This window comes from Bradyrhizobium sp. McL0616 (assembly GCF_049993385.1).
Taxonomy (GTDB): Bacteria; Pseudomonadota; Alphaproteobacteria; order Rhizobiales; family Xanthobacteraceae; genus Bradyrhizobium.
This window is the reverse complement of record NZ_CP188255.1, coordinates 2,553,232-2,576,076: the sequence shown is the minus strand read 5'-3', so window position 1 is coordinate 2,576,076 and position 22,845 is coordinate 2,553,232. Positions and strand designations below refer to the sequence as shown.

At 63.4% G+C, this 22,845-nt stretch carries 21 protein-coding genes; 7 read left to right on the top strand and 14 right to left on the bottom strand.

The window, feature by feature from the left end:
• Positions 1-7: 7 nt before the first annotated feature.
• From mdcA to ACPPVR_RS12145, 3 genes are all read right to left on the bottom strand, one after another.
• Positions 8-1,654, bottom strand: coding sequence for a malonate decarboxylase subunit alpha (gene mdcA, locus ACPPVR_RS12155; protein ID WP_426614456.1), 1,647 nt, complete (start codon positions 1,652-1,654; stop codon positions 8-10).
• The gene (locus tag ACPPVR_RS12150) at positions 1,651-2,517 is read right to left on the bottom strand and encodes an MBL fold metallo-hydrolase (RefSeq protein ID WP_426614455.1); all 867 of its coding nucleotides are present in this window, start codon (positions 2,515-2,517) and stop codon (positions 1,651-1,653) included. The genes mdcA and ACPPVR_RS12150 overlap by 4 nt, the downstream gene beginning before the upstream one ends.
• 97 nt (positions 2,518-2,614) lie before the next feature.
• The gene (locus ACPPVR_RS12145) at positions 2,615-3,400 is read right to left on the bottom strand and encodes an alpha/beta hydrolase (RefSeq protein WP_426614454.1); all 786 of its coding nucleotides are present in this window, start codon (positions 3,398-3,400) and stop codon (positions 2,615-2,617) included.
• A gap of 319 nt (positions 3,401-3,719) precedes the next feature.
• Here ACPPVR_RS12145 and ACPPVR_RS12140 point away from each other — a divergent pair, with 319 nt between their 5' ends.
• From ACPPVR_RS12140 to ACPPVR_RS12110, 7 genes are all read left to right on the top strand, one after another.
• On the top strand, positions 3,720-4,061 hold the full coding sequence (locus tag ACPPVR_RS12140) for a hypothetical protein (protein ID WP_426614453.1): 342 nt from the start codon (positions 3,720-3,722) through the stop codon (positions 4,059-4,061).
• 187 nt (positions 4,062-4,248) lie between these two features.
• Positions 4,249-4,740, top strand: a complete 492-nt coding sequence (locus tag ACPPVR_RS12135; RefSeq protein WP_426614452.1) for a hypothetical protein — start codon at positions 4,249-4,251, stop codon at positions 4,738-4,740.
• A gap of 20 nt (positions 4,741-4,760) precedes the next feature.
• Positions 4,761-5,933, top strand: coding sequence for an efflux RND transporter periplasmic adaptor subunit (locus ACPPVR_RS12130; RefSeq protein WP_426614451.1), 1,173 nt, complete (start codon positions 4,761-4,763; stop codon positions 5,931-5,933).
• Positions 5,930-9,067 (top strand): efflux RND transporter permease subunit, encoded by a 3,138-nt coding sequence (locus ACPPVR_RS12125; RefSeq protein WP_426614450.1) that lies wholly within the window; start codon positions 5,930-5,932, stop codon positions 9,065-9,067. The genes ACPPVR_RS12130 and ACPPVR_RS12125 overlap by 4 nt, the downstream gene beginning before the upstream one ends.
• Complete coding sequence (locus tag ACPPVR_RS12120) at positions 9,054-9,470, top strand: thioesterase family protein (protein ID WP_426614449.1); 417 nt, start codon at positions 9,054-9,056, stop codon at positions 9,468-9,470. Before ACPPVR_RS12125 ends, ACPPVR_RS12120 begins: the two co-directional genes overlap by 14 nt.
• A 101-nt stretch (positions 9,471-9,571) precedes the next feature.
• A complete protein-coding gene (locus tag ACPPVR_RS12115) occupies positions 9,572-11,422 on the top strand; it encodes an ATP-binding protein (protein WP_426614448.1) in 1,851 nt (616 codons plus the stop codon).
• A 198-nt stretch (positions 11,423-11,620) separates the two neighbouring features.
• The gene (locus ACPPVR_RS12110) at positions 11,621-12,868 is read left to right on the top strand and encodes an oxalate decarboxylase family bicupin (protein WP_426614447.1); all 1,248 of its coding nucleotides are present in this window, start codon (positions 11,621-11,623) and stop codon (positions 12,866-12,868) included.
• A 95-nt stretch (positions 12,869-12,963) separates the two neighbouring features.
• Here ACPPVR_RS12110 and cydB read toward each other — a convergent pair whose 3' ends face one another.
• The 11 genes from cydB to ACPPVR_RS12055 all read right to left on the bottom strand — a co-directional run bounded on the left by cydB (position 12,964) and on the right by ACPPVR_RS12055 (position 22,835).
• Positions 12,964-13,950 (bottom strand): cytochrome d ubiquinol oxidase subunit II, encoded by a 987-nt coding sequence (gene cydB / locus ACPPVR_RS12105; RefSeq protein WP_426614446.1) that lies wholly within the window; start codon positions 13,948-13,950, stop codon positions 12,964-12,966.
• A gap of 2 nt (positions 13,951-13,952) precedes the next feature.
• Complete coding sequence (locus ACPPVR_RS12100) at positions 13,953-15,362, bottom strand: cytochrome ubiquinol oxidase subunit I (RefSeq protein ID WP_426614445.1); 1,410 nt, start codon at positions 15,360-15,362, stop codon at positions 13,953-13,955.
• Between the two features lie 19 nt (positions 15,363-15,381).
• Complete coding sequence (gene mqo, locus ACPPVR_RS12095) at positions 15,382-16,920, bottom strand: malate dehydrogenase (quinone) (protein ID WP_426614444.1); 1,539 nt, start codon at positions 16,918-16,920, stop codon at positions 15,382-15,384.
• A 41-nt stretch (positions 16,921-16,961) separates the two neighbouring features.
• Positions 16,962-17,366 carry a hypothetical protein gene (locus tag ACPPVR_RS12090; RefSeq protein ID WP_426614443.1) on the bottom strand — a complete coding sequence of 135 codons (405 nt, stop codon included), beginning with the start codon at positions 17,364-17,366 and terminating at the stop codon, positions 16,962-16,964.
• Positions 17,363-17,785 carry a hypothetical protein gene (locus tag ACPPVR_RS12085; protein ID WP_426614442.1) on the bottom strand — a complete coding sequence of 141 codons (423 nt, stop codon included), beginning with the start codon at positions 17,783-17,785 and terminating at the stop codon, positions 17,363-17,365. The genes ACPPVR_RS12090 and ACPPVR_RS12085 overlap by 4 nt, the downstream gene beginning before the upstream one ends.
• A 14-nt stretch (positions 17,786-17,799) precedes the next feature.
• On the bottom strand, positions 17,800-19,236 hold the full coding sequence (gene fumC, locus ACPPVR_RS12080) for a class II fumarate hydratase (RefSeq protein ID WP_426614441.1): 1,437 nt from the start codon (positions 19,234-19,236) through the stop codon (positions 17,800-17,802).
• A gap of 182 nt (positions 19,237-19,418) precedes the next feature.
• Entirely contained in the window at positions 19,419-20,081 is a 663-nt protein-coding gene (locus ACPPVR_RS12075; protein WP_426614440.1) for a YoaK family protein, read from the bottom strand.
• Positions 20,082-20,105: 24 nt separating this feature from the next.
• Positions 20,106-20,942, bottom strand: a complete 837-nt coding sequence (gene fdhD, locus ACPPVR_RS12070) for a formate dehydrogenase accessory sulfurtransferase FdhD (protein ID WP_426614439.1) — start codon at positions 20,940-20,942, stop codon at positions 20,106-20,108.
• A gap of 3 nt (positions 20,943-20,945) precedes the next feature.
• A complete protein-coding gene (locus tag ACPPVR_RS12065; protein WP_426614438.1) occupies positions 20,946-21,545 on the bottom strand; it encodes an HdeD family acid-resistance protein in 600 nt (199 codons plus the stop codon).
• Between the two features lie 34 nt (positions 21,546-21,579).
• The gene (locus ACPPVR_RS12060) at positions 21,580-22,308 is read right to left on the bottom strand and encodes a histidine kinase dimerization/phosphoacceptor domain -containing protein (RefSeq protein WP_426614437.1); all 729 of its coding nucleotides are present in this window, start codon (positions 22,306-22,308) and stop codon (positions 21,580-21,582) included.
• 26 nt (positions 22,309-22,334) lie between these two features.
• The gene (locus ACPPVR_RS12055; protein WP_426614436.1) at positions 22,335-22,835 is read right to left on the bottom strand and encodes a Dps family protein; all 501 of its coding nucleotides are present in this window, start codon (positions 22,833-22,835) and stop codon (positions 22,335-22,337) included.
• Positions 22,836-22,845 lie beyond the last annotated feature (10 nt).

The window sequence follows — 22,845 nt, the reverse complement described above, 5'->3', positions numbered from 1 at the left end:
CCCGTCCTCACCAGTTCCTGAATTTCGATGGCGGCGCATAGAGCCCGCCCGACCAGCGCACGAGGTCCTTGATCGAGCGCGCCGCCAGCAGGCTGCGATCCGCGTCGAGCGGGTTGATGCCGAGATCCTCTGCGCGGCGGATCACGCCACGTTCCCGCAGATGGCCAATCATGTTGCGATCGCGCCGGCGACCGACATCGGTGTAGCCGGCAACGCCGCGGATGGCCTGCTCGCGTTCCTGCGCCGTCCGGCACAGCAGGAGGTTCGCCACGCCCTCTTCGGTGACGATGTGCGTGACATCGTCGCCATAAATCATGACCGGCGCGATTTCGAGATTCAGCTTCTCCGCGAGTTCGATCGCGTCGAGCTTCTCGACGAACAGAGGCACGTTCTTGTCCCCGAACGTCTCGCCGATCTGCACCACGAGCTTGCGGCCGCGGCGCATCAGTGCCGATCCGTCTGGGTCGGCCTCCGCTCCGGCCTTCAGCCAGGGCTCGCTCGGATGTCGCCGCCCGCGAGCATCCGCCCCCATGTTCGGTGCGCCGCCGAAGCCTGCAATGCGCGAGGTGGTGATGGTCGACGAATTTCCCTGCAGATCGATCTGCAGGGTAGAGCCGATGAACATGTCGCAAGCATAGAGACCGGCGGTCTGACAGAAGGCGCGGTTGGAGCGTAACGAGCCGTCGGGACCAGTGAAGTAGACGTCGGATCTGGCGCGAATGTAGTCGTCCATGCCGACCTCCGAGCCGAACGAATGGATCTGCTGCACCCAGCCGGACTCGATGGCGGGAATGAGCGCGGGATGCGGATTCAACGCAAAGTGGGTCGCGATCCTGCCCTTTAGCCCCAACCTCTCGCCGAATGTCGGCAGCAGGAGTTCGATCGCGGCGGTGCTGAAGCCGATACCGTGATTGAGCCGCTGCACGCCATAGGGCCCATAGATGCCCTTGATCGCGAGCATCGCTGTCAGGATCTGGCCTTCCGTGATCGCGGCCGGATCGCGCGTGAAGAGCGGCTCGACGAAGAACGGCTTGTCGGCCTTGACGATGAAGTGGACACGGTCTGCGGGGATATCGACCCGGGGAACTGTATCGACGATCTCGTTGACCTGCGCGATCACGACGCCGTCCTTGAACGCCGTTGCCTCGACCACGGTCGGGGTATCCTCGGTGTTCGGACCGGTGTAGAGATTTCCCTCGCGGTCGGCGCTGACGGCGGCGATCAGCGCGACGTGCGGCGTGAGGTCGATGAAGTAGCGGGCGAACAATTCGAGATAGGTATGAACCGCGCCCAGCTCGATCTTACCGCCGAATAGCATCCGCGCAATGCGCGCCGATTGCGGTCCGGAATAAGCATAGTCGAGCCGCTTCGCGACTCCGCGGTCGAACAGGTCCAGATGCTCGGGAAGAACGACACCCGACTGCACCATGTGCAGATCGTTGACCCTGGAGAGATCGACCGCCAGCAGCGCGCGGCTCAGCAAGTCGGCCTGCTTCTGGTTGTCGCCCTCCAGGCAAACCCGGTCACCCGGCCGGATCACGGCCTCCAGCAGGCGCGTGACGTCGCGTGCTTCGACGATCTTGCCGAGGGCGAGGCCAGCTCCCGCCGCAATGCGCGCGTCACGCGCGGCGCGATTGTTCTGCCAGTTCGTCATGACCTTGGCCCCTTTGCGGCGTTGGCCCCGCCCCAGAGCGATCCCGGATTGGCACGGTCGGGATGGAGCGCGAGCATCGCTTCGTACAACTCGCGCGGCGATGTCGTCGCCTTATCGAGGCGGTTGAAATCGAACAGGTATCGGCGGGTCTCCGCGATGTTGCGCGGATCATCGTCGTTATTCGGCTTCTTGTGTCCGGCCACCACGAAGCGTGGCTTCAGCGCCTCGAGCCGGTCGAGCGCAGCGATCCATTCAAGCCGGCTCTGCGTGTCGGTTTCGGCCAGATAAGGATGAATGCCGTTGTACACGGTGTCGCCGGCGACGATCAGGCCTAGAGACGGGACATGAAGGGCGGTGGAGCGCGCCGTATCGGTTCGTCCCATGTCGATGACGACGAACTTGTGTCCTTCGAGCGTGAGCTCTCCTTCGAGAGGCTCCGCCGCGACCAGGCGCTCTGCGATCTCACCAGGGAAGCGCTTGCGCCAGAAGCCATCGAGCGATTCCGGCGAGAGCTGTGCCTTCATCTCGTCGACAACCTCGGGAACCGCAACAGCCTTTGCCTGCGGAAAGCGTTCGAGCAGCTGCGCGAGGCCGAAGAAGTGATCTCCATGCCCGTGCGTGACATAGACCGTGGTCAGATTTCGCTCGCGCGACACGACCCAGTCCAGCAGCGTCTTCGACTGCCCGGCGGTGAGGAACGTGTCGACGAGGATCGCATCCCGTTCGCCATAGATCAGCGTCGACGAATTCGCCACCCACATCAGATCCGGATTGCCGGACGGCAAGTCGCGGCTCAGTCCAGCCCGCTTCACCGTCGTCACCTTCCAGTTCAGGACGGTGCCGGTCTTTTCGATCACGTTCATGGACATTCTCCGGATGGGACAGTCGAGCCGGCGGGAGTATGTCACTCCCACCGGCCTTCCTTCTGCCGATCGTGCGTCAGGACCGGCAGAAGTGTCGTCAGCGCGTCACCGGCTGCTGGATGCTGCGCGCGGCGCGGATAATGATCGCCGCCACTTCTTTTGGATGCGACTCGTAGACCGAGTGGCTGGCGCCCGGGATCACGGTGGTCTGGCTCTTTGCGCGCTCGTAGTACCAGCGCTCGAGATCGGGATTGATGATCTGGTCGCTACCCGCGACGATGCCCCAGCTCGGCTTGGTCTTCCACGCAGCCGCAGTCAGTGGTGTGCTGAACACCTGCGTCGCCGCCAGCACCTGGGAGCGCGCAGCGAACTCGGTCCGCTCACGCGGGAGATCGGGCGCGAACAGTTTCGGGAATTGCACCGGATCGAGATAGGTGAACTTGTCGGGCGTCACCTTGATGACGCCTTCGGTCTTCCCGAGCACGCTCGGGGTCTTCTTGCCCAGCGCAGATTCGTCCTCGCCGACGTCCGGCGCGTGTGCGGCGACGTAGACGAGACCGACGACGCTCGGATGAACGCCAGCCTCGGTGATGATCGAGCCGCCGTAGCTGTGACCGACAAGGAGGGTCGGACCGTCCTGGAGATCGAGGATGCGCTTTGCTGCCGTGACGTCATCGGCAAACGTCGTCTCGGGCTCCTGCACCATGGTGACGCGGAAGCCTTCCTTGGTCAGAATCTCGTAGACCGGCTTCCAGCCGGATGCATCCACCCAGGCGCCGTGCACCAGGACGATGTTCTTCAGTGGTTCCGCGCGCGCCGGAACGACGGTCGAGAATAGAGAGAGAGCGGCGACAAAGGCGAGGCCAGCGTTGAGGTGTTTCATGTCAGGATCACTCCGGGTTGGAATGACGCGATACTAGTTTCGAGAGCTGCTTGCGTATTTCGGCAAACAACTGTCCTTGCGACTTCGCACGTCGGGAAGCGCGACCCGCGACAATCGCTGCTCGCGCGTCCTCCGGACAAGGCCCGGTTGAGAGATGCATTCAAGCAGAAGGCCCACGTCATGCACACTGACATTCATGACAGGGATCTCGCGCGAGCGTGAGCGGGCGGCGTTCGGATATGAAAGACGATCGATGCGCGCTCTGTCATTCACGACAACGTTCCTGAAGTCACTCGAAATCCAAGCATAGGATCGAACAATGACATCCATCGCAAAGTGCCGGACCGCCCTCTTCGTCCTGCTGTGCGCAACAATACCGGCTCATGCCGGAACCTGCACGGATGACATCGCGCAAACGCAGGCCCAGCTCGATCAGGCCATCGAGAAGGACGCGGGCTCCCACGGCTGGAAGCCGGAGAGCCTCAGGGCGTTACGCAACTATCAACCGACGCCCCGCTCGCTCGCGGAAGCAGAAGGTAGCAACGGCATCGACTTCACCGACGCGCTCGATTCGCTCGATCGCGCGCGCACCGCAAATCACACCGGCGACATCGCCGCGTGCAGACGGGAGATCGCACGCGCGCGCGCCATCCTGAGATAGCTAAAGCCGCCTCGGGGCCGATGGCGAGGCGACGCGTCAACGTAGTCGCGCGAAACGGAGCGCGACTCGTCAAGGACCTGATGCTCCTCGCCGTCGTGCAGCCGGGGAGCGGGACGTGCATTCTGGAAATACCCGCGCTTGCGCACCTTCCTATTGTTCGATCGCAGTCAGCCGGAGCCTTCATTCCATGCGAAAACAGCATTCAACAAACAACGGTGTGATGCTTGCGGCGGCCATGCTGTGGCTGGCTCCGGCCGCAACCATCGCTCAAACGACGGTGCCGGGCATGCAGCCGCCTGCCGGCATGCTTGCGACGTCGCCCCTCAATCCGCAATCCACGCGGCCTGTGGGCATTCCATTGGGATCGACCGAAGTCGCAACACCGGGCGTCTCTCCGCTCAATCCCGCGCAGAGCACGACGGGCTGCGCCGGATCCGGCAATGCCGCGTCGTCCGGCGCGCTGTTCGACGGAGGCGGGCTTTCCGGAGGCACAGCGCTCTCCTGCAGCGATAGCCGAATTCCTTCGTCTGCCCTGCCCTCGACATCCATGGTCGGACGCGTTGGAGTTCCATTGGGCGCCACTGAACTCGGCGGCGCCGGAATCAGCCCGATCGTGCCGGTGCCCGGCTCAAATCTTCCGGGGAGCGCGAGTTCGGCTGCTGGCCCCGGCAATCCCTGAGATTTTGGAGGAACTCCGCCGTGAAACGACGCCCCACCATCGCGCTCATTGCTCTCGCCGCTGTACTGGCAGGCGTAAGCTTCTGGTTTTATAGCAAGCGCACGCAGCCGGCCGTTGTCGCGGCCGTCGTGCCTGCAGCTGTCCCGGTGGTCTCGGCCACCGTTGCCGGCAAGGACGTTCCGATCTACCTGCGCGGCATCGGTACGGTGATTGCCTACAATACCGACGTCGTGCGCAGCCAAATTCAGGGACAGCTCATCCAGATCGTCTTTACCGAGGGGCAGAAGGTCAAGGCCGGCGACCTACTCGCCCAGATCGATCCGCGTCCCTATCAGGCCCAGATCGAGCAGTTCACGGCAAATCGCGACCGCGACCAGGCTCAGCTCGTGAACGCGGAGGCCAACCTTTCCCGCTACAATCAGCTCGGCGACAAGGGATATGCGACGCCGCAGCTCATCGAGACGCAGACAGCGCAGGTGGCGCAGCTCCGGGCAGCCGTGAAGGCGGATCAGGCGCAAATCGATCAGGCCAACGTCCAACTCAGTTATACGCGCCTGACATCCGCCATTCCTGGCATCACCGGTGTCCGCCAGATTGACGTCGGCAACATTATCCATCCGACCGATCCCAACGGTCTCGTCGTCGTCACCCAGATCGAGCCGATCTCGCTGCTCTTCACTCTGCCACAGACGGACCTTCCTGCGATCCAGGAGCACCTGGCAAAGGGGCCGCTGAAGGTCATCGCCTACAGCCAGGACAACAAAGTGAAGCTCGATGAAGGCAAGCTCCTGTTAGTCAACAACGAGATCGCGGGGACAACAGGTACCATCCAGCTCAAGGCCGAATTTGCAAATCCTGATCACCGGCTGTGGCCGGGACAGCTGGTGAATGCTCGCCTGCTGCTCGAGCTGCGAAAGGACGCTTTGACCGTCGCCGGCTCGGCCGTGCAGCAGGGCCCGAGTGGCGCCTATGTTTATGTCGTGACGTCCGACCAGACGGCCGTCTTGAGCCCGGTTCACGTCGCGCAGATCAGCGATGGGCAGGCCCTGATCGACCAGGGCCTGAAGGCTGGCGACGTCGTCGTCGTGGACGGTCAGTATCGGCTCAAGGAGGGCAGCCGCGTTCGGGAGTTGCATGGCAAGGCCGCGAGCGAAGCGGACCTTCAGAGCTCCGTGCAGAACGCCATCCCATGAACCTCTCTGCGCCCTTCATCCTGCGGCCGATCGCAACCGCGCTACTGATGGCGGGCTTGCTGTTGTGCGGTCTTGCAACCTATCCCCTGCTGCCGGTCGGCGCGCTGCCCAACGTCAATTACCCGACGATCCAGATCTCGGCACAATTGCCGGGCGCCGATCCGGAAACGATAGCGTCCTCGGTCGCCACCCCCCTGGAGCAGCAGCTCAGCCAAATCCCGGGCGTCACGCAGCTCACCTCGTCCAGCGCGCTGGGCGTGGCACAGCTCACGATCCAGTTTGAACTGTCGCGCACCGTCGACAGCGCTGCGGTCGACGTGCTGTCCGCGATCAATGCAGCAAGTCCATTTCTGCCGCCTAACATCCCCTATCCGCCGACGATCCGGAAGGTGAACCCGGCCGAGACGCCGATCATGCTGATCGCGCTCACGTCGGAATCGCTCCCGCTGACCACGGTCGACGCCTATGCCGAGAATATCCTGCTACCCAAGATCTCGCAGATTCCAGGCGTGGGACTCGTGGGAATCGGCGGTCAGCAGAAGCCCGCGATCCGTGTCCGCGTCAACCCGCAGGCGCTTGCCGACCGGGGGATCGGTCTAGAGGACGTCCGCAACGTGATCGCCGGCGCTAATGTCGATCTGCCGAAGGGCACGCTCAACAGCCCACGCGTCACCTATACGCTGAACACCAACGATCAGCTGCTGAAGCCGTCCGCCTACGAAGCCCTGATCATCGCCTATCGCAACGGTTCACCGGTGCGGATCCGCGACATCGGCACGGCGATCGAGGGGCCGGAAAACGACCTTCTGGCCGGCTGGTACGGCAAAGAGCCCGCCCTCGTGCTGGCAGTCCAGCGCGTCCCCGGCGCCAATGTCATCGAGACCGTCGATCGCATCAGGACGTTGCTGCCCAAACTGCAGGCGTCCGTTCCTCCAGCGATCAAGGTGACGATCGCCGCGGACCGTACCGCCACCATCCGCGCCGCCGTCTCCGACGTTCAGTTCACCCTGATGCTCACGGTCGCGCTGGTGGTGATGGTCATATTCCTGTTTCTGCGGAACTTCTGGGCCACGATCATCCCCGCGATCACCGTTCCCTTGTCGCTGATCGGGACCTTCGCGATTCTCTATGTACTCGGCTACAGCCTCGACAATCTCTCACTGATGGCGCTGTCAATCGCGGTCGGCTTCGTGGTCGACGACGCCGTGGTCGTGATCGAGAATATCGTGCGTCATCTCGAGCAGGGCATGACGCCCATGGAGGCCGCGCTCAAGGGTTCCAGCGAAATCGGCTTCACGATCGTCTCCATCACCCTGTCGCTGATCGCGGTGTTCATCCCGCTCTTCCTGATGGGCGGTTACGTCGGAAAGCTGTTCCAGGAATTCGCCGTCACGATCACCGCCGCACTGCTGCTCTCGCTGGTCATCTCGCTCACTTTGACGCCGATGATGTGCGCGCGCCTCTTGAAGGACGAGTCGCGAAAGAAGCACGGCAGGCTCTATCTTCTGTTCGAGCGCGGCTTCGATGCCCTGCTTGCGCTCTATGCGCGAGGTCTGCGCGTCGTGCTGCGGCACCGTTTTACGACGCTGCTCGTGATGCTCTCCACCATCGCGCTGACCGGCTACCTTTACGTGATCATCCCGAAAGGCTTCTTCCCGCAACAAGACACCGGACAGATCGTTGGCATCACCGAGGCCTCGCAGGATATCTCTTTCCCCGCCATGTCCGAGCGTCAGCAGGCAATCGTCGACATCCTGCGCAAGGATCCGGCGATCGAATCGGTGACTAGTTATATCGGACCGGGTGGCCCGACAGCGACGCTCAATCAGGGGCGCATTTTCATCGTCTTGAAGTCGGTACGCAAGGCGAGCGCAGATCAGGTGATCGAGCGGCTCGAGCCCGAGCTGGCTCACATTCAGGGCATCACGCTCTACATGCAGGCGGCTCAGGACATCACGATCGGCGCGCGTCTGTCGAAGACGCAGTATCAGTACACCCTGACGGATGCAGATTCCGATGAACTGACCCACTGGTCGGCCATCTTCCTGGAGAAGCTGCGCGCGCTCGATGTCATTACCGATGTCGCAAGCGACCAGGCGAATGCCGGTCCGTTGCTTGACGTCACGGTGGACCGCGAAGTCGCCTCCAGCTTCGGCATCCTGCCCTCGACAATCGACAACACTCTCGATGATGCCTTCGGTCAGCGCATCGTCTCCACCATGTTCACCTCGCTGAACCAGTACCACGTCGTGATGGAGGTCGACCCGCGCTTCCAGTACGGGCCCGAGGCGCTCAAGGATATCTACCTGAACTCCGCCAGCGGTCAGCAGGTACCGCTCAGCACGCTGGTCCATACGGTCATCAAGCCTGCCCCCATTCTCATCAACCATCAGGGCTTGTTTCCTTCCGTCACCATCTCGTTCAACCTGCGGCCCGGCGCGGCCCTGGGCGACGCGGTGACGGCGGTCCAGAAAATCGAGAAGGATACCGGCAAGCCGGCCTCGCTAGCGACATCGTTCCAGGGCAATGCGCAGGCCTTCCAGTCCTCTCTCTCAGGCACGCCGCTATTGATCGGGGCGGCGCTGATCGTGATCTACATCATCCTCGGCGTCCTCTATGAGAGCCTGATCCATCCGATCACGATCCTCTCGACGCTGCCGTCCGCCGGCATCGGCGCGCTGCTGCTGCTGCTGGCGGTCCACATGGATCTCAGCGTCATCGCGATCATCGGCATCATCCTGCTGATCGGCATCGTCAAGAAGAACGGCATCATGCTGGTCGATTTTGCCCTCGAGGTGGAGCGAGAGCAGGGGCTCAGCCCGGAAGAGGCGATCTACCAGGCCTGCACATTGCGCTTCCGCCCTATCCTGATGACGACGATGGCGGCGCTGCTGGGCGGCGTACCACTGATGATCGGCTCCGGCACCGGCGCGGAGCTGCGTCAGCCGCTCGGCTACACGATCGTCGGCGGCCTGATGCTGTCGCAGATTCTGACACTCTACACCACGCCCGTCGTCTATCTCTATCTCGACCGGCTCAGCAACTGGCTCACCGGGCGCAAGCCGCGAGTCGCCGCGATACCCACCCCATCCACGACCGAGGCAGATACGGGACTGAGCCATGAATCCGCTTGAGAAGGTGACCCCCGGTACGACGGCGGAGAAGCTGGTGACCGTCACGCCCGAGATGACGGTAGGCCACGTGGTGCCGGGAATGCCGGCTGTCTACGGCACGCCGATGATGATCCTGCACATGGAGATGGCCGCCGGATCAGCGGTTCAGCCGTTGCTGTCCGCGGGCCATGTCAGCGTCGGGATGATGGTGAATGTCCGCCATCTGGCGGCAACCCCGGTCGGCCGCACCGTGCGCGCGATCGCGCGAGTTGTCGCGGTCGAAACCAGGAGCGTTCTGTTCGAGGTCGAGGCTTGGGATGGCGGCCGCAAGATCGGCGACGGCACTCACCGGCGCGGCGTTGTCGATGTCGCCGAGTTCGAGCGGCGCTTCGGCGTGACGAAACCTGCCGTTGAGATGGCCTAGGGTCGCAGGCGGCGAACAACCCAATCGCGGTTCGTGCGTTTTGACAAGGCGCCTGCGAAAACACAAAAGACCGCCCTTCTGCGACGCGGTAGATCTCTCGCATGATGCTCGACCGCCTGGATGGCTCTAACTCCGTACAGCCCCAGCGGTGGTGGCGCCGTGTGCTTCCGGACCGGGCCAAGCTGGATCGCGCTCCATTGTGGGCCTGGAGCAGCGTTGTCCTGAGTCTGCTGTCATTCGCCTGTTCACTGCTCGGATTCAACTCCACCACGATCGTCTTCGCCGCCTTTCTCGCCACTTTGCTCGCGGTGATCAGTCTGACCAGGCGGTCAGGCGACCACGGCCACGAGGCCGCTTATCTCGCGGAGGCACAGAGGCTCAGCCAGACCGGCAGCTTCGGCTGGAACGTCGCGACCGGAGAGCTCTTCTGGTCGGATGAAACGTTCAGGATTTTCGATCTCGCACCGACATCGCGACCGTCGCTCGACGTCGTCCTCAAGCGCACGCATCCCGACGACGTCAACGCCGTACGCGAGGCCATCGACCGGGCGGTGAACGAGAGGGGCGACTTCTCCCAGGAAAACCGGCTGATGCTGGAGGACGGCTCGATTCGGACCATCCGCGTGGTCGCTCGCGGAATGACGAACGGCCGGGGCCAGTTCGAGTTCGTCGGCGCGGTCATGGACATCACCGCCCAGAAGAAGGCCCATACCGAGTTGGAGCGAAGCGAGCAGCGTTACCGTCATTTGTTCAGCCGCATGCCGATCGCATTCCGGCAGCTCGATGCCAGCAGGCTGGTGGTCCTATTCCGGAAATTGCGCGCCGAAGGGGTCAAGGACCTCGGCACCTATTTCGACAGCCATCCCGAGTTTCTTCGGACCTGCATGGATGCGCTCTCGTTTCAGGAGGCCAACGAACGGGCCATCCAGATGTTCGGAGGCGGCGTCGACGACTATGTCGGACGTTCCATGGCGGAGACCTGGAAGGAGCGGCCCGATACGTTCCGGCGGGCCATGGAATCCCGTTATCGCGGTGAGACGAACTTCGAGGAAGAGACCAAGATGGTCACGTGGGACGGCCGCGTCGTCGACGTCCTCTTCACGACGGCCCGGGTCGGTCCCATCAACGATCTCGAAGTGAGCCTGGTCGGCACCATCGACATCTCACAGCGTGTTCGCGCCGAGAAGAAGCTCCAGCAGGTGCGGGCCGAGTTTGCGCATGCCGCCCGCGTCTCGATGCTTGGCGAACTCACTGCGTCGATCGCCCACGAGGTCAATCAGCCCCTGGCCGCCATCGCCACCAACGGCGCCGCCGGGCTCCGTTGGCTGAACAGGCCCAGCCCCGATATCGTCGAGATACGCAAGACCATCGAGAACGTCGTCGTGGATACACAGCGCGCCGCGAACATCGTGGCGCGCGTTCATGGGATGGCCTCCCGGAAAGCCCCAGAGCAGTCATTGCTGTCGTTCGACCAGATCATTCGCGAAGCGCTCCTCTTCCTTCGACACGACATGGAATCCCGCGCGGTGACGATCCTGCACCGGCCCGATCCGAGCGCACCGCAGGTGCTCGGTGACCGCACCCAGCTCCAGCAGGTGATCGTCAATCTCGCCATCAACGCGGTGCAGGCGATGACGCAAGCGGGATATGACGATCGCAGGATCGTCATCAGCACGGTCACACAGGACACGACCACGTTGTGCTGCTCCGTAGAGGACAACGGCCCCGGCATCGCCGCCGAACATGTCGATCGGCTGTTTGAAAGCTTCTTCACGACCAAGGACAGCGGCATGGGAATGGGACTCCCCATCTGCCGGTCGATCGTCGAAGCGCATGGAGGCCGGATCGGCGCGGAAGGCCATGGTGCGAATGGCGGCGCCCGCTTCTGGTTCACGCTGCCGGTCTCCATTCCGGCGGATCTGCCGCGCTGCGACCTCCACGCCGATACGTGACCGCGACGTTTCGAGCCCCGCCGCTATTCCTCGAATTTCGCAATTGCACGCGTTCGGACCCGGCCGGCCGCAGCAGCCATGCATTCCGGCAAAAAGAGCGCTGTTCGCGGAAGCTGGAACGGCAACCGGAGACTAGATTTATCGGCTGTAGCCCCGTCGCCACAGAGGGCTTTCGACATTTTTCAGGAGCGACCCAAGATGTTTTCAAGACGTGATTTGCTGGCCATGTCGGCGGCAGGCGCTGCCATGGTCGGTTCTAGCGCGCAGGCGGCAACTTTCGGCAATCCGGACGAGCCGCCGCAAGGCGCTGTGAACGCCAAGAGCCCCGGAAGCCTGACCGATCCCGGTCCGCAAAATCCGGAGCTGGCCAAACAATTTCCTTCCGCACAAACTCCGCCGGCAACCGACGTCGGCGGCATGCCGATGGATTGGGCCTCGTTCAACAATGCGCCAAGACGCATCCAGAATGGCGGCTGGGCCCGTCAGGTCACCGTCGAGGACTTCGCCATTTCGAAGGAGATCTCCGGCGTCAACATGCGGCTGGCTGCCGGCGGAATCCGCGAGCTGCATTGGCACCAGGCTGCCGAATGGTCGATCCTGACCTACGGCTCCTGCCGCGTCACCGTGCTCGACACGCAGGGGCGCCCCTATGTCGGCGACCTCAAAGTCGGCGACCTCTGGTATTTTCCGCCGGGCGCGCCGCATTCGCTGCAGGGCTTGGGCCCCGATGGTTGCGAGTTCGTGATCTGTTTCGACGACGGCCACGCCGATGAATTCAACACGCTCCTGGTGACCGACTGGTTCGCCCACACGCCGCCCGAGGTGCTGGCGAAGAACTTCGGTGTTCCGGCCGACGCGTTCGCAAAGATCCCACTGCACAACCGCTGGATCTTTCAGGGGACCGTGCCCGGCGATCTCGCCGCCGATCGCGCAGCCGTTGCAAAGCACGCCGAAGCGCCGCCCTACCCCTTCGTCCACTCGCTCGGCGGCTCGGCCCCGGTCAAGGAGAGCTCCGCCGGCAGCATCCGCGTCGCCGACAGCACCACCTTCAAGGTTGCCACCACCGTCGCTGCGGCGCTGGTGTCGATGCCGCCGGGGGCTGTCAGGGAGATGCACTGGCATCCGAATGCCGACGAGTGGCAGTACTATATCAAGGGCAAGGCGCGGATGACGGTGTTCGACACCGGCCCCAATGCGTTGACGACCGACTTCGGCGCCGGCGACATCGGCTACGTCCGGCGCAATCTCGGCCACTATGTCGAGAACGTCGGCGACACCGAGCTGCAGTTCGTCGGCGTGTTTCGGGCCCCTCGCTACGAGGAGGTGTCGCTCTCCAACTGGCTGACGCACACGCCCCCCGGGTTGGTCGCCCAGCACTTCAACATCGACGAGAAGCTGATCGCCCAATGGCCGGACAACAGCCCCGGCGTCATGCCCAAATCCTGAGCCAGCCTCGCAAGAGTTCTGAACGAGAAAGGCGCCGAAAGCGGCGCCTTTCTTCTTGTCTGTGACAGCTCACGGCAACTTCGAGCGTGCAGCCGTCAGTAGTGATCGGCAGCAGGCGCCGCCTTGCCGCGGAAGACGCGATAGCCGATCGCCACATAGAGCAGCATCAGCGGGAATACGAACAGGCCGGCGCCCCAGAACATGAATGCGAGACTTGCATGAGGCGCCGCGGCCTCGTCGATCGTGACGACGAACGGAATCATGTAGGGCCAGAACGACAGGGCGAGCGTGGCGAAAGCCGCGACGAAGATCAGGGCGACCATATGGAACGGCCAATAGTCGTCATGGCGCAGGATGCTCTTGGCCAGCATCGCGGCCGCACCGGCGCCGATCACGGGAAACACGAACAGATAGGGCCGGTCGGTCCAGCGCTGCAGAATCGGGAGGTTTTCGGCGAGCGCATACGCAAAGACGATGACCAGGAAGACCAGGACGCCGATCGCCAGCGGCGGGATCTGGCGCCGTGCGGCATCCCGAACGGGACCATCACACTTCCTCACCAGCCAGCAGGCGCCGAGCAGCGAATAGCCGAAGCAGAGCCCGATCCCGCACAGCGCGGAAAAGGCGGTCAGCCAGCCGAGCGTTCCACCGGTATAATCGCCGTTGGAGAACTGGAGTCCTTCGACGAGAGCGCCGACCATCGCGCCCTGCATGAAGCTGGCGGCAAACGAGCCCGCGACGAAGCTGACATCCCAGACCCAGCGCGAACTGAGCGCCTTGCCGCGAAACTCGAACGCCACGCCGCGCAGGATCAATCCGAGCAGCATCACGAGAACAGGGATATAGAAGGCCGACATCACCATGGCGTAGACCACGGGAAACGAGCCCCACATGATCACGCCCGTGACGACCAGCCAGGTTTCATTGCCGTCCCAGACCGGAGCGACCGTGCTCAGCATGGCATCCCGTTGCTTCTCTCCGCCGGCCACGCCGAACAGCATGCCGACGCCGAGATCGAACCCGTCGAGCAGGAGATAGATCAGGATGCTGATGGCAAGAAGGGCAACCCAGTACATCACCATGGCTATTCTCCCGCCCCGAGATAGCTGCGTGCGGCCGGCACCTGATCGGCGAGCGACATCGGCCGATTGGGGACGGGAACGTGGAGCGGCCTGCCGCCGAGTCCCGTCGGGCCGGCACGCAGCAGCTTATAGATGTAATACGTCCCGAACGAGAAGATGAAGGCGTAGACCGCGACGAACAGGATCAAGGACGTCATCGCAGCCGGCGCGGTCAGGAACGGCGTCACGGCGTCCGCAGTCCGCAACACGCCATAGACCGTCCATGGCTGGCGCCCCACTTCCGCGGTGTACCAGCCGGTGAGGATCGCGACCCACGGCAGCGGGAAGCTGAGGAAGATGCCCCACAGCAGCAGGCGGTTCCGATCGAGCCGATGCTTGAGGCCGAGCCAGGTCCCGAGCCAGGCCAGCCCCAGCATCACGAAGCCGCAGCCGACCATGATGCGGAAGGCGAAGAACGGGATAGCCACCGGCGGCCGGTCCTGGGGCGCGAAGCTGGTCAGGCCGACCTCCTTCGACGTCAGGCTCATGCTGCCGATGATGCTCCCGAGCACTGGAATCGATATCGCGTATTTGTTCGATTCGGCGTTCGAATCGGGGATCGCGATCAGCACCTCCGAGGCTGGTTGCTCATCATGCCAGCGCGCCTCGATCGCGGCGAACTTGGCCGGTTGGTAGTCGTGGACGTAGTCGCCGACGAGATGCCCGATGAAGAGCTGGACTGGCAGCAGCACGGCTGCAAGCGCAAGGCCCATCCGCAGCATCACATGCGCTTCGGCGCGATAGGTCCGCCGCAGCAAATACCACGCGCCGGTTGCCGCCACGCAGAACGCGCCGGTCAGGTAAGAGGCGAGCAGCATGTGCGGAAACCGGACCCAGACCACGCGATTGAAGATGATCTGCGCCCAGTCATCAGGCACGAACTGGCCATTCTGCAGGACGTAACCGTTCGGCACCTGCATCCAGCTGTTGTTGACCATGATCCAGAACGCCGAAAGCGTCGTTCCGAGCGCGACCATCGCGGTCGAGAACAAGTAGAACCAGGGCGGCACCCTCGGTCGACCGAAGATGAGGATGCCGAAGAAGCCCGCCTCCAGCATGAAGGCGGTGAACGTCTCGTAGGCCAGAAGTGGACCCTGGATCGGCCCCGACATTTTCGAGAGCACGCTCCAGTTCGTTCCGAACTGAAACGCCATCACCACGCCCGATACGACGCCCATGCCGAAGGCCACGCCGAAGATCTTCAGCCAGAAAGCGAACAGGGTCCGGTAGACGGGCTTGCCACTGTACTGGTGCATCGCTTCGAGTACGGTGAGCCAGGCGGCAAGCCCGATCGTGAACGCCGGAAAGATGATATGGAACGAGATGGTGAAGGCGAATTGCAGCCGCGACAGGAGGAGTGCCGTCGGATCCATCGGACAATCTCCCGTTCGCTCAAGCCCGCTTCGCGGCCGCCGGCGCGCGTGCGGCCGGCTGCGGAATGTTGTCAACCTTGAGGACCGCGGCCGTCGCCGCGCGAATCTGTCGGCAAAAACCCGCGTCGTCGATCAGCGACACGCCGTAAGACGGGACCATCTGCTTCAGCTTCGGCAGCCAAGCGCTTGCCGTCAGCTCGCCGGCGAAGCACTTCTCGAGCACGCTGATAGCGATGAACGCGGCAGTGGAAGCCCCCGGTGAAGCACCGAGCAGGGCGACCAGCGAATGATCGTCCGCGCCGACGAGCTCGGTCCCGAACTCGAGCAGACCGCCGCGCTTGACATCGGGCTTGATGATCTGGACGCGCTGGCCCGCGACCTGCAGTCTCCAGTCCTTCGGGTCGGCTTTCGGGAAATATTCGTCGAGCGCCGCGAGCCGGTGTCCCTCGGATTGCAGCACCTGCCCGACCAGATATTCGGTGAGATCGAAATTGTCGCGCGCCACCGAAAGCAACGGCTTGACGTTGGCGGGGCGAATGGACTCGAAGAGATCCAGCAACGAGCCGTGCTTGAGGAATTTACTCGAGAAGCCGGCATAGGGGCCGAACAGCAACGAGCGCTGGCCGCCGATCACGCGCGTGTCGAGATGCGGCACCGACATCGGCGGGGAGCCGACCGCGGCTTTGCCATAGACCTTGGCATGGTGACGCCGGTTGATCTCCGGATCGTCGCAGCGCAGCCAGATCCCGCTGACCGGAAAGCCGCCATAGCCGCGTCCTTCCGGGATACCGGATTTCTCCAGCAGCGGCAGTGCACCGCCGCCGGCACCGATGAAGACGAATTTCGCGCGAACCGACCGCGTCTCGCCGCTCGCGGTGTCGCGCACCTCGATCCGCCACCGACCACCCTGCTCTCGGTCAAGACCGGTGACGCAGCTGTTGTAGTGGACGGCGCAGCCCGGCTGGCTGACGAGATGCCCGACCAGCAGATGCGTCAACGCCCCGTAATCGACGTCAGTGCCAGTGATGATCCGCGTTGCGGCAACCGGTTCGTCGCCGCTGCGGCCGTCCATCACCAGCGGCGCCCATTCGGCGATCTGCTTCGGATCCTCGGTATGCTCCATCCCCTCATAGCAATGATGGGCCGACATCGCCTTGAACCGTTTCCGGAGGAACGCGACGTTTTCCGCGCCGTGCACGAAGCTCATGTGCGGAACCGGATGGATGAAGGATCGCGGATCTGCGATCGCTCCCCGCCCGACCAGGTGGGACCAGAACTGCCGGGACAGGTCGAACTCGACGTTGACCTGGAGCGCCTTGGAGATATCGATGCTGCCGTCGGGCCGCTGCGGCGTATAGTTCATCTCGCAGTTTGCCGCGTGGCCGGTACCGGCATTATTCCAGGAGTCGGAGCTTTCCTGCGCGCAATCCTCGAGGATCTCGAACATCTGGATCGCGAGGGAAGGCTCGAGCTCCTTGAGAAAGACGCCGAGGGTTGCGCTCATGATGCCGGCGCCAATGAGGACGACGTCGGTTTCGCGGTCGGAAGCTGCTGACATGGCTTTTCCTACGTTGGGTGCTGCTGTTCTGGATGGCTCGGTCAGGCCCGCGCCGATTGCCGCGCCTTGGCCCGGAACGGCACGTCCGCTCCCGGCCGCAGCACCACATAGGCACGACGCCAGGACGAATCGTCGGTCAATTTCCAGCTGTGGCCCGAACCGGCGGTGTCTTCGGCAAGCAGGACGTTGCCGGGATGAATCAGGAAGTGGTGGCCGTCACGCGTCTGGAAATCGAGCGTTCCGCTCAGCGTGATCACGAGCTGCCGGATCGGCGCGGTGTGCCAGGCGAAAGCGCCGCCCGATTCCGTCTCCTGGAAGGAGACGCTGACAGCATCGATCTTGCTGGTCAGAAAGTCGCCACGCTGGCCCGGCTCCAGCTCGATGAGTCCTTCCTCGAAATGCGAGTTGCTGTCCTCGCCGGTCCATAGACGCACGCAGCGGATCATCGTGTCTCTCCTTGCATTGTGGACGGCTTGCCTGTGCCGCGTTCGGATCGGAACGGCACCTCGGCGTCAGGCTCGAGAACCGTGTAGAGACGCCGCCACGGCGCCTCGTCCGTCATTGTCCAGTTGTGGCCCGCCCCGATCGTATCTTCCGTGAACAGGACGTCGCCCGGGCGCAGCATGAAGCTTCCGTCGCCCGTTTCGAATCGCAGGGTGCCGCTCAAGGACATGACGAGCTGACGTGCCGCATCCGGATGCCACCCAAGTTTCGGATCCGTATCCGTTTCGTGGAACGAGGCGGCATCAATCCGAAGCCCTGCGCTCAACGCATCGCCCCTCACTCCGCGCTCGAGCTCGACGAAACCTTCCTGGAAGTGCGACCTGCCGTCCGCACCCGTCCACAGCTTGACGCACCGGATCATTGTCCTTGTTCCCCTCAACCGGCCTTCGCGCCGATCGCGAGCGGCACCTTGATCTCGGCAACATAGGGCTTCACCATCTTGGCGGGGTCCACGATGCGGTCGAACTCCGGCTCGGTCACGAAACCGAGCTTCAGCGCCGCCGACTTCAGCGTGAGATCGTGGTCCATCGCGTAATGCGCGATCTGCGACGCCTTGTCGTAGCCGATCACCGGCGCCAGTGCCGTCACGAGCATCAGCGACCTCTCGACATACTCGTTGATCTTCTTGCGGTTCGGTTCGGTTCCCTCGACGAGGAACGTTCGGAAATTCGTGCAGCCGTCGGTGAGGATGGTGACGGACTGCGCAATGTTGTGGATGATGAGCGGCTTGTAGACGTTCATCTCCAGGTAGCCGCCGGCGCCACCGAACCCGACGGCGACGTCGTTAGCCATCACCTGCACCGCGATCATCGTCAGCGCCTCGGCCTGCGTCGGATTGACCTTGCCCGGCATGATCGACGAGCCAGGCTCATTCTCGGGAATCCGCAGCTCGGCGAAGCCGGCCCGCGGGCCACAGGACAACAGGCGGATGTCGTTTGCGATCTTGTAGAGCGAGCCGGCGAGCGTGCGCAGCGTGCCGGAGAGCTGCACCAACGCATCGTGCGCGCCTTGCACAGCGAACTTGTTCGGCGCGCTGACGAAGGGTAGCCCGGTCAATCGCGCGATTTCGGCAGCCACGGCTTCCGCAAAGCCCGGCGCTGCGTTGATCCCGGTGCCCACGGCCGTGCCACCCAGCGCGAGGCGGAATACGCCCTTGAGCGCGTCGTCGATGCGCGCCAGATTGTCGGCGAGCATGACGGCGTAGCCGGACCACTCCTGACCGAGCGTCAGCGGGGTGGCATCCTGCATGTGGGTTCGGCCGATCTTGACGATGTCGTCCCACTGGACAGATTTTGCCGCGATCGCGTCATGCAAAGCCTCGACTGCAGGAACGAGGCGCTGCGTCACGTTCAGCGCGGCCGCGATGTACATCGCCGAGGGAAAGCTGTCGTTCGACGATTGCGACATGTTGACGTGATCGTTCGGATGAACCGGCATCTTGCTGCCGAGCGCGGTACCCGCGAGCTGGCAGCATCGGTTCGAAATCACCTCGTTCACGTTCATGTTGAACTGCGTTCCGCTGCCCGTCATCCAGACGTGAAGGGGAAACATGTCCTGGTGCTGGCCGGCGAAAATCTCGTCGCAAACGTGGACGATCAGCTTGCGCAGCTTACCGTCGAGACGGCCGCCGGCGCAGTTGGCATTCGCGGCCGCCTTCTTCAGGATCGCGTAAGACTGGATCATTTCGCGCGGCATCAGGTCCGTGCCGATGCTGAAATGCTCGAGCGAGCGCTGCGTCTGCGCCCCCCAGAGCTTGTCCGCGGGAACGTTCACTTCACCCAGGCTGTCTGTCTCTTTGCGGAGGTCGTTCATCCTTGCCTCTCGTGACCGTTGACGTCGGGAGCAGTTTTTCGGCACCGATCGAAAGTGTATGGACCGCGCGGTATTCGCGCTTCCGCGAACGAACGTGCTTTTTTCGAATGGCATGGTGGGCGCCTCGGCCTGCAACGAGCGAGCGCACGCGGCGAACGAAGGCTAGAAACAATGGCAAGGCTTCAGTACGGATCGCTCCGCTGCCGGCAGAGCCAGAGAACCCACACCGACGATGCGATCGGCAGAGCGAGGCTCCACGTTCCGAGCCACTTCGTCACGCAGCCGCCGGCGACGGCCCCCAACAGGAACATCAGGCAGAGCACAAGCATGGTTCCAGCGCCGCGCATCGCATCGCGATCGGACACCGCGACGAACTGGTCGATGGCGCGGAGCATGTTTCCGGTGACGGTGACCGAGAGATATTTCCAGCGCCCGACCTGCCTAAAGCTCGCCGACTGCAACGCGACGCCGAAGGAGATGACGAGGGTCGCGACCTGGTCGGTAACGCGATGAAGCAACAGCATTGCCGCTGCCAGGCAGATGATCTCACCGACGAGGCAGCGTAGCGCCGCCCGGGTGCGGACCGCGACCACCGCCCCCAGGACGAAGGCCGCGAGCGGAAGAAGATGGTGAAGCGCGCGCTGCCATTGCCCGGACTGCGCATAGATCCCGAGGAAGACGACATTTCCGGTCTGCGAACTCGAAAAGACGCCGAGCGAGAGCCAAGTGAAGGCATCGAGGAAGCCTCCCGACATGCTCAGCAGAGAGGCGACCAGCAGCGATCGCTCCGGAGCGTAGACTTCGACGCGTGTCTCGGCCAAAGGCTCCGTTGATGCGGCTTGCATCGCCATGTTCTTAGGTTCGCGAGGTCAGTAGCCGGCGCGCGGCGCGGCCTCGTCAGGCAGCAGAACGCGACGCGGATGCGTGAATACGCCGTACCCGTCATCGCGGGCGACGGCGAGCAGCGTGATTCCCGCCTCGTTCGCGGTCTGGATGGCTAGCGCGGTTGGCGCAGAAACGGCAACGACGACCGGCGCGCCGATCATCGCTGCCTTCTGTACCATCTCCACCGAGACGCGGCTCGTCAGCAGAACGGCGCCGTCACGGGCAGAGTTGCCGTCGCGGACGATTGCACCGGCAAGTTTGTCGAGCGCATTGTGCCGGCCTACATCCTCCCTGACCAGAGCAATGCCGGTGCGGGGACGCCAGAAGGCCGCCGCGTGAACTGACCGTGTCTGTTGATTCAATGTCTGGAGAGGAGACAGCGCCTGCATGGCGTTCAGCAGGTCCCGCGCGTTAAAGGCAATGCCACGCCCTTCGACGCGCGACGGCGTGCGACGCGCCTGTTCGAGGCTTTCGATGCCGCATAAGCCACACCCGGCCGGGCCTCTGATGGCGCGGCGGCGTGCGGCCAGGGCCACCGCGCGGTCGCCATCGAGCCACATCCGCACTTCCATGCCGAGCTCGTTCGAGATCAACTCGATACTCCTGATCTCGCTGGCGCGGTCGATGATCGCCTCGGTAAGGCTGAAGCCGACACCGAAATCTTCGAGATCGGCCGGCGTCCCCATCATCACGGCATGGGTCGATCCATTGTAGGTGAGCGCGATGGCGCTCTCCTCGGCGACCAACCGCGACGTCGAGGTCGTGCGGCCGCCGCGCCAGGCGATCTCGCGGTGACGCATGAATGTCGAACCCGTCATCATGGTTCACACCGTCGCCGGCTGAGCCGAATGCCGGGAGGCCCGGCTTCTGAGCGCGAGCCCGAATGCAATGAAACCCCATCCCTGGAAGATCAGATCGACGACCAGCATCGCACCGAGCAGCCACAGGCCAATGGCAGGCCAGGCCGCAGCCAGCAAGACGCCGACGCAGAACGTTACAACGCCGGCAGCCACGATCCAGCGCCAGCCTGCGGCCGGCCGCATATGGACACCTGCCCAGATCCGCGTCACCCCGGCGACAACCAGGAAAACGCACATTACGAGCGACAGTGTGAACGAAGCCAGTAACGGATCGTAGAGGATGACGGCTCCGGCGGCGCCATAAACGATCCCTGCGAGCAGCCAGAGCAGGAAGCCCCTCAGACCGTGCACCGAAAACGCATGCACGATCTGGAATATCCCGGCGACTGCCATGGTGACACCAATGACGATCACGGAGGCGAGGCTCGCCGCCAACAGATTGGCCGACGCAATGCCACCAAGGATCAGTTCACCGCCCCCCAGCGCAACGAACCAGCCCCATTTTCCGGTGATCGCGTGAATGGCCCTTCCGAGCGTCGCCTTCGAGTTCGACATATCCGTCATGGCTTGACCCTTGTACGTATGACCGGCCTGCCGGTCACGATACGGGCAAGCGTACAGAGATCCGCTTCCAGTCATCTTTCGAGGATGCAGCGATATTGTTGCATCCGCACGATGTGGATCGGTCCCGCGAGGTTCCCGACCAACGGGGAACGTTCACGATGGTTCTGCGGCCATCGGATCCGGCGTAGACATCGACCGTCGCGCCCAGACGCGCGCCAAGCGTCTCGACGATCGAATGGTCTTCTCCCCGGAGCCGGCTGGCGTGGCACGATCCGTTGTCCATAACACAGCACGTGATCGACGAGGTTGTCGCCCACATTTCGAGACGAATGGCGCCTCTTCCGTCGTGAGAGACCTGGCGCGCCGCATGGTCGATCAATTCGAAGACGATCATCCCCAACAGCCAGCAACGCTCCGAGCTCATCTTGAGCGGATGCAGCAGCAGTGAGAGCGCGATGCCTTCGCGTTCGAGCTGTGAGCGGCTGATGGAGCGGCACAATTGCTGAAGATAGGCCGCCAGGTCGATGCTCGTTGCGAACCCCGGCATCTGCAGCGCGTGATAAAGTCGCGCGTCATCTTCCAGCCGCCCCCGCACGGAAGCAAGGGTCGCCCTCGCTTCCGCAGCGTCGCAGCGATCGCCCGCTTTCGACACCAGGTCGATCACCGAGGTAAGCTCGTCGTCGATCCGGTGCGAGAGCTCACGCAGCAGCAGGCGCTCCGCGGTCGCGCCGCCACCCGGCACGAATTCCGGGAGGCTGCTCATCCCCGACCGCATGGCGTGACCCGTGCTTACGAGTTCGGGCTGCTTCGGGCGGTCTCGTACAGAAACCAGATCCGCCGCTCCGTCTCGTCGATCCAGTTTTCCAGCAGGCTTGCGGTAGCGACATCGCCGTATTCGTCGCAGAGTTCGTGGACCCGGCGCATTTCCCGCGTCAGCTGCTGATTGTCGCTGCGCAGCTCGGCCAGCATGTCCTGCGGATCGACATACTCGGCGTCGTTGTCGAGAATGCGCTGCTCGCGCGCAATCTGGCCGATCGAGCGCAGCGTCGTTCCGCCGATCTTGCGGGCCCGCTCGGCAATGTCGTCGGTCATGGCAAAGATCTGATCGGCCTGCTCGTCGAGCATGAGATGGTAGTCGCGGAAGTGACTGCCCGATACGTGCCAGTGGAAGTTCTTCGTCTTCAGATACAGCGCGAAGACATCAGCCAGCAGCGCTCTCAGCGCGGCTGGAACGTCCCGGTTCGCATTGGCTCCGAGGTCCGTCGGGCTCTGGAGGTCTGCTTTGGTCATGGTCGGCATC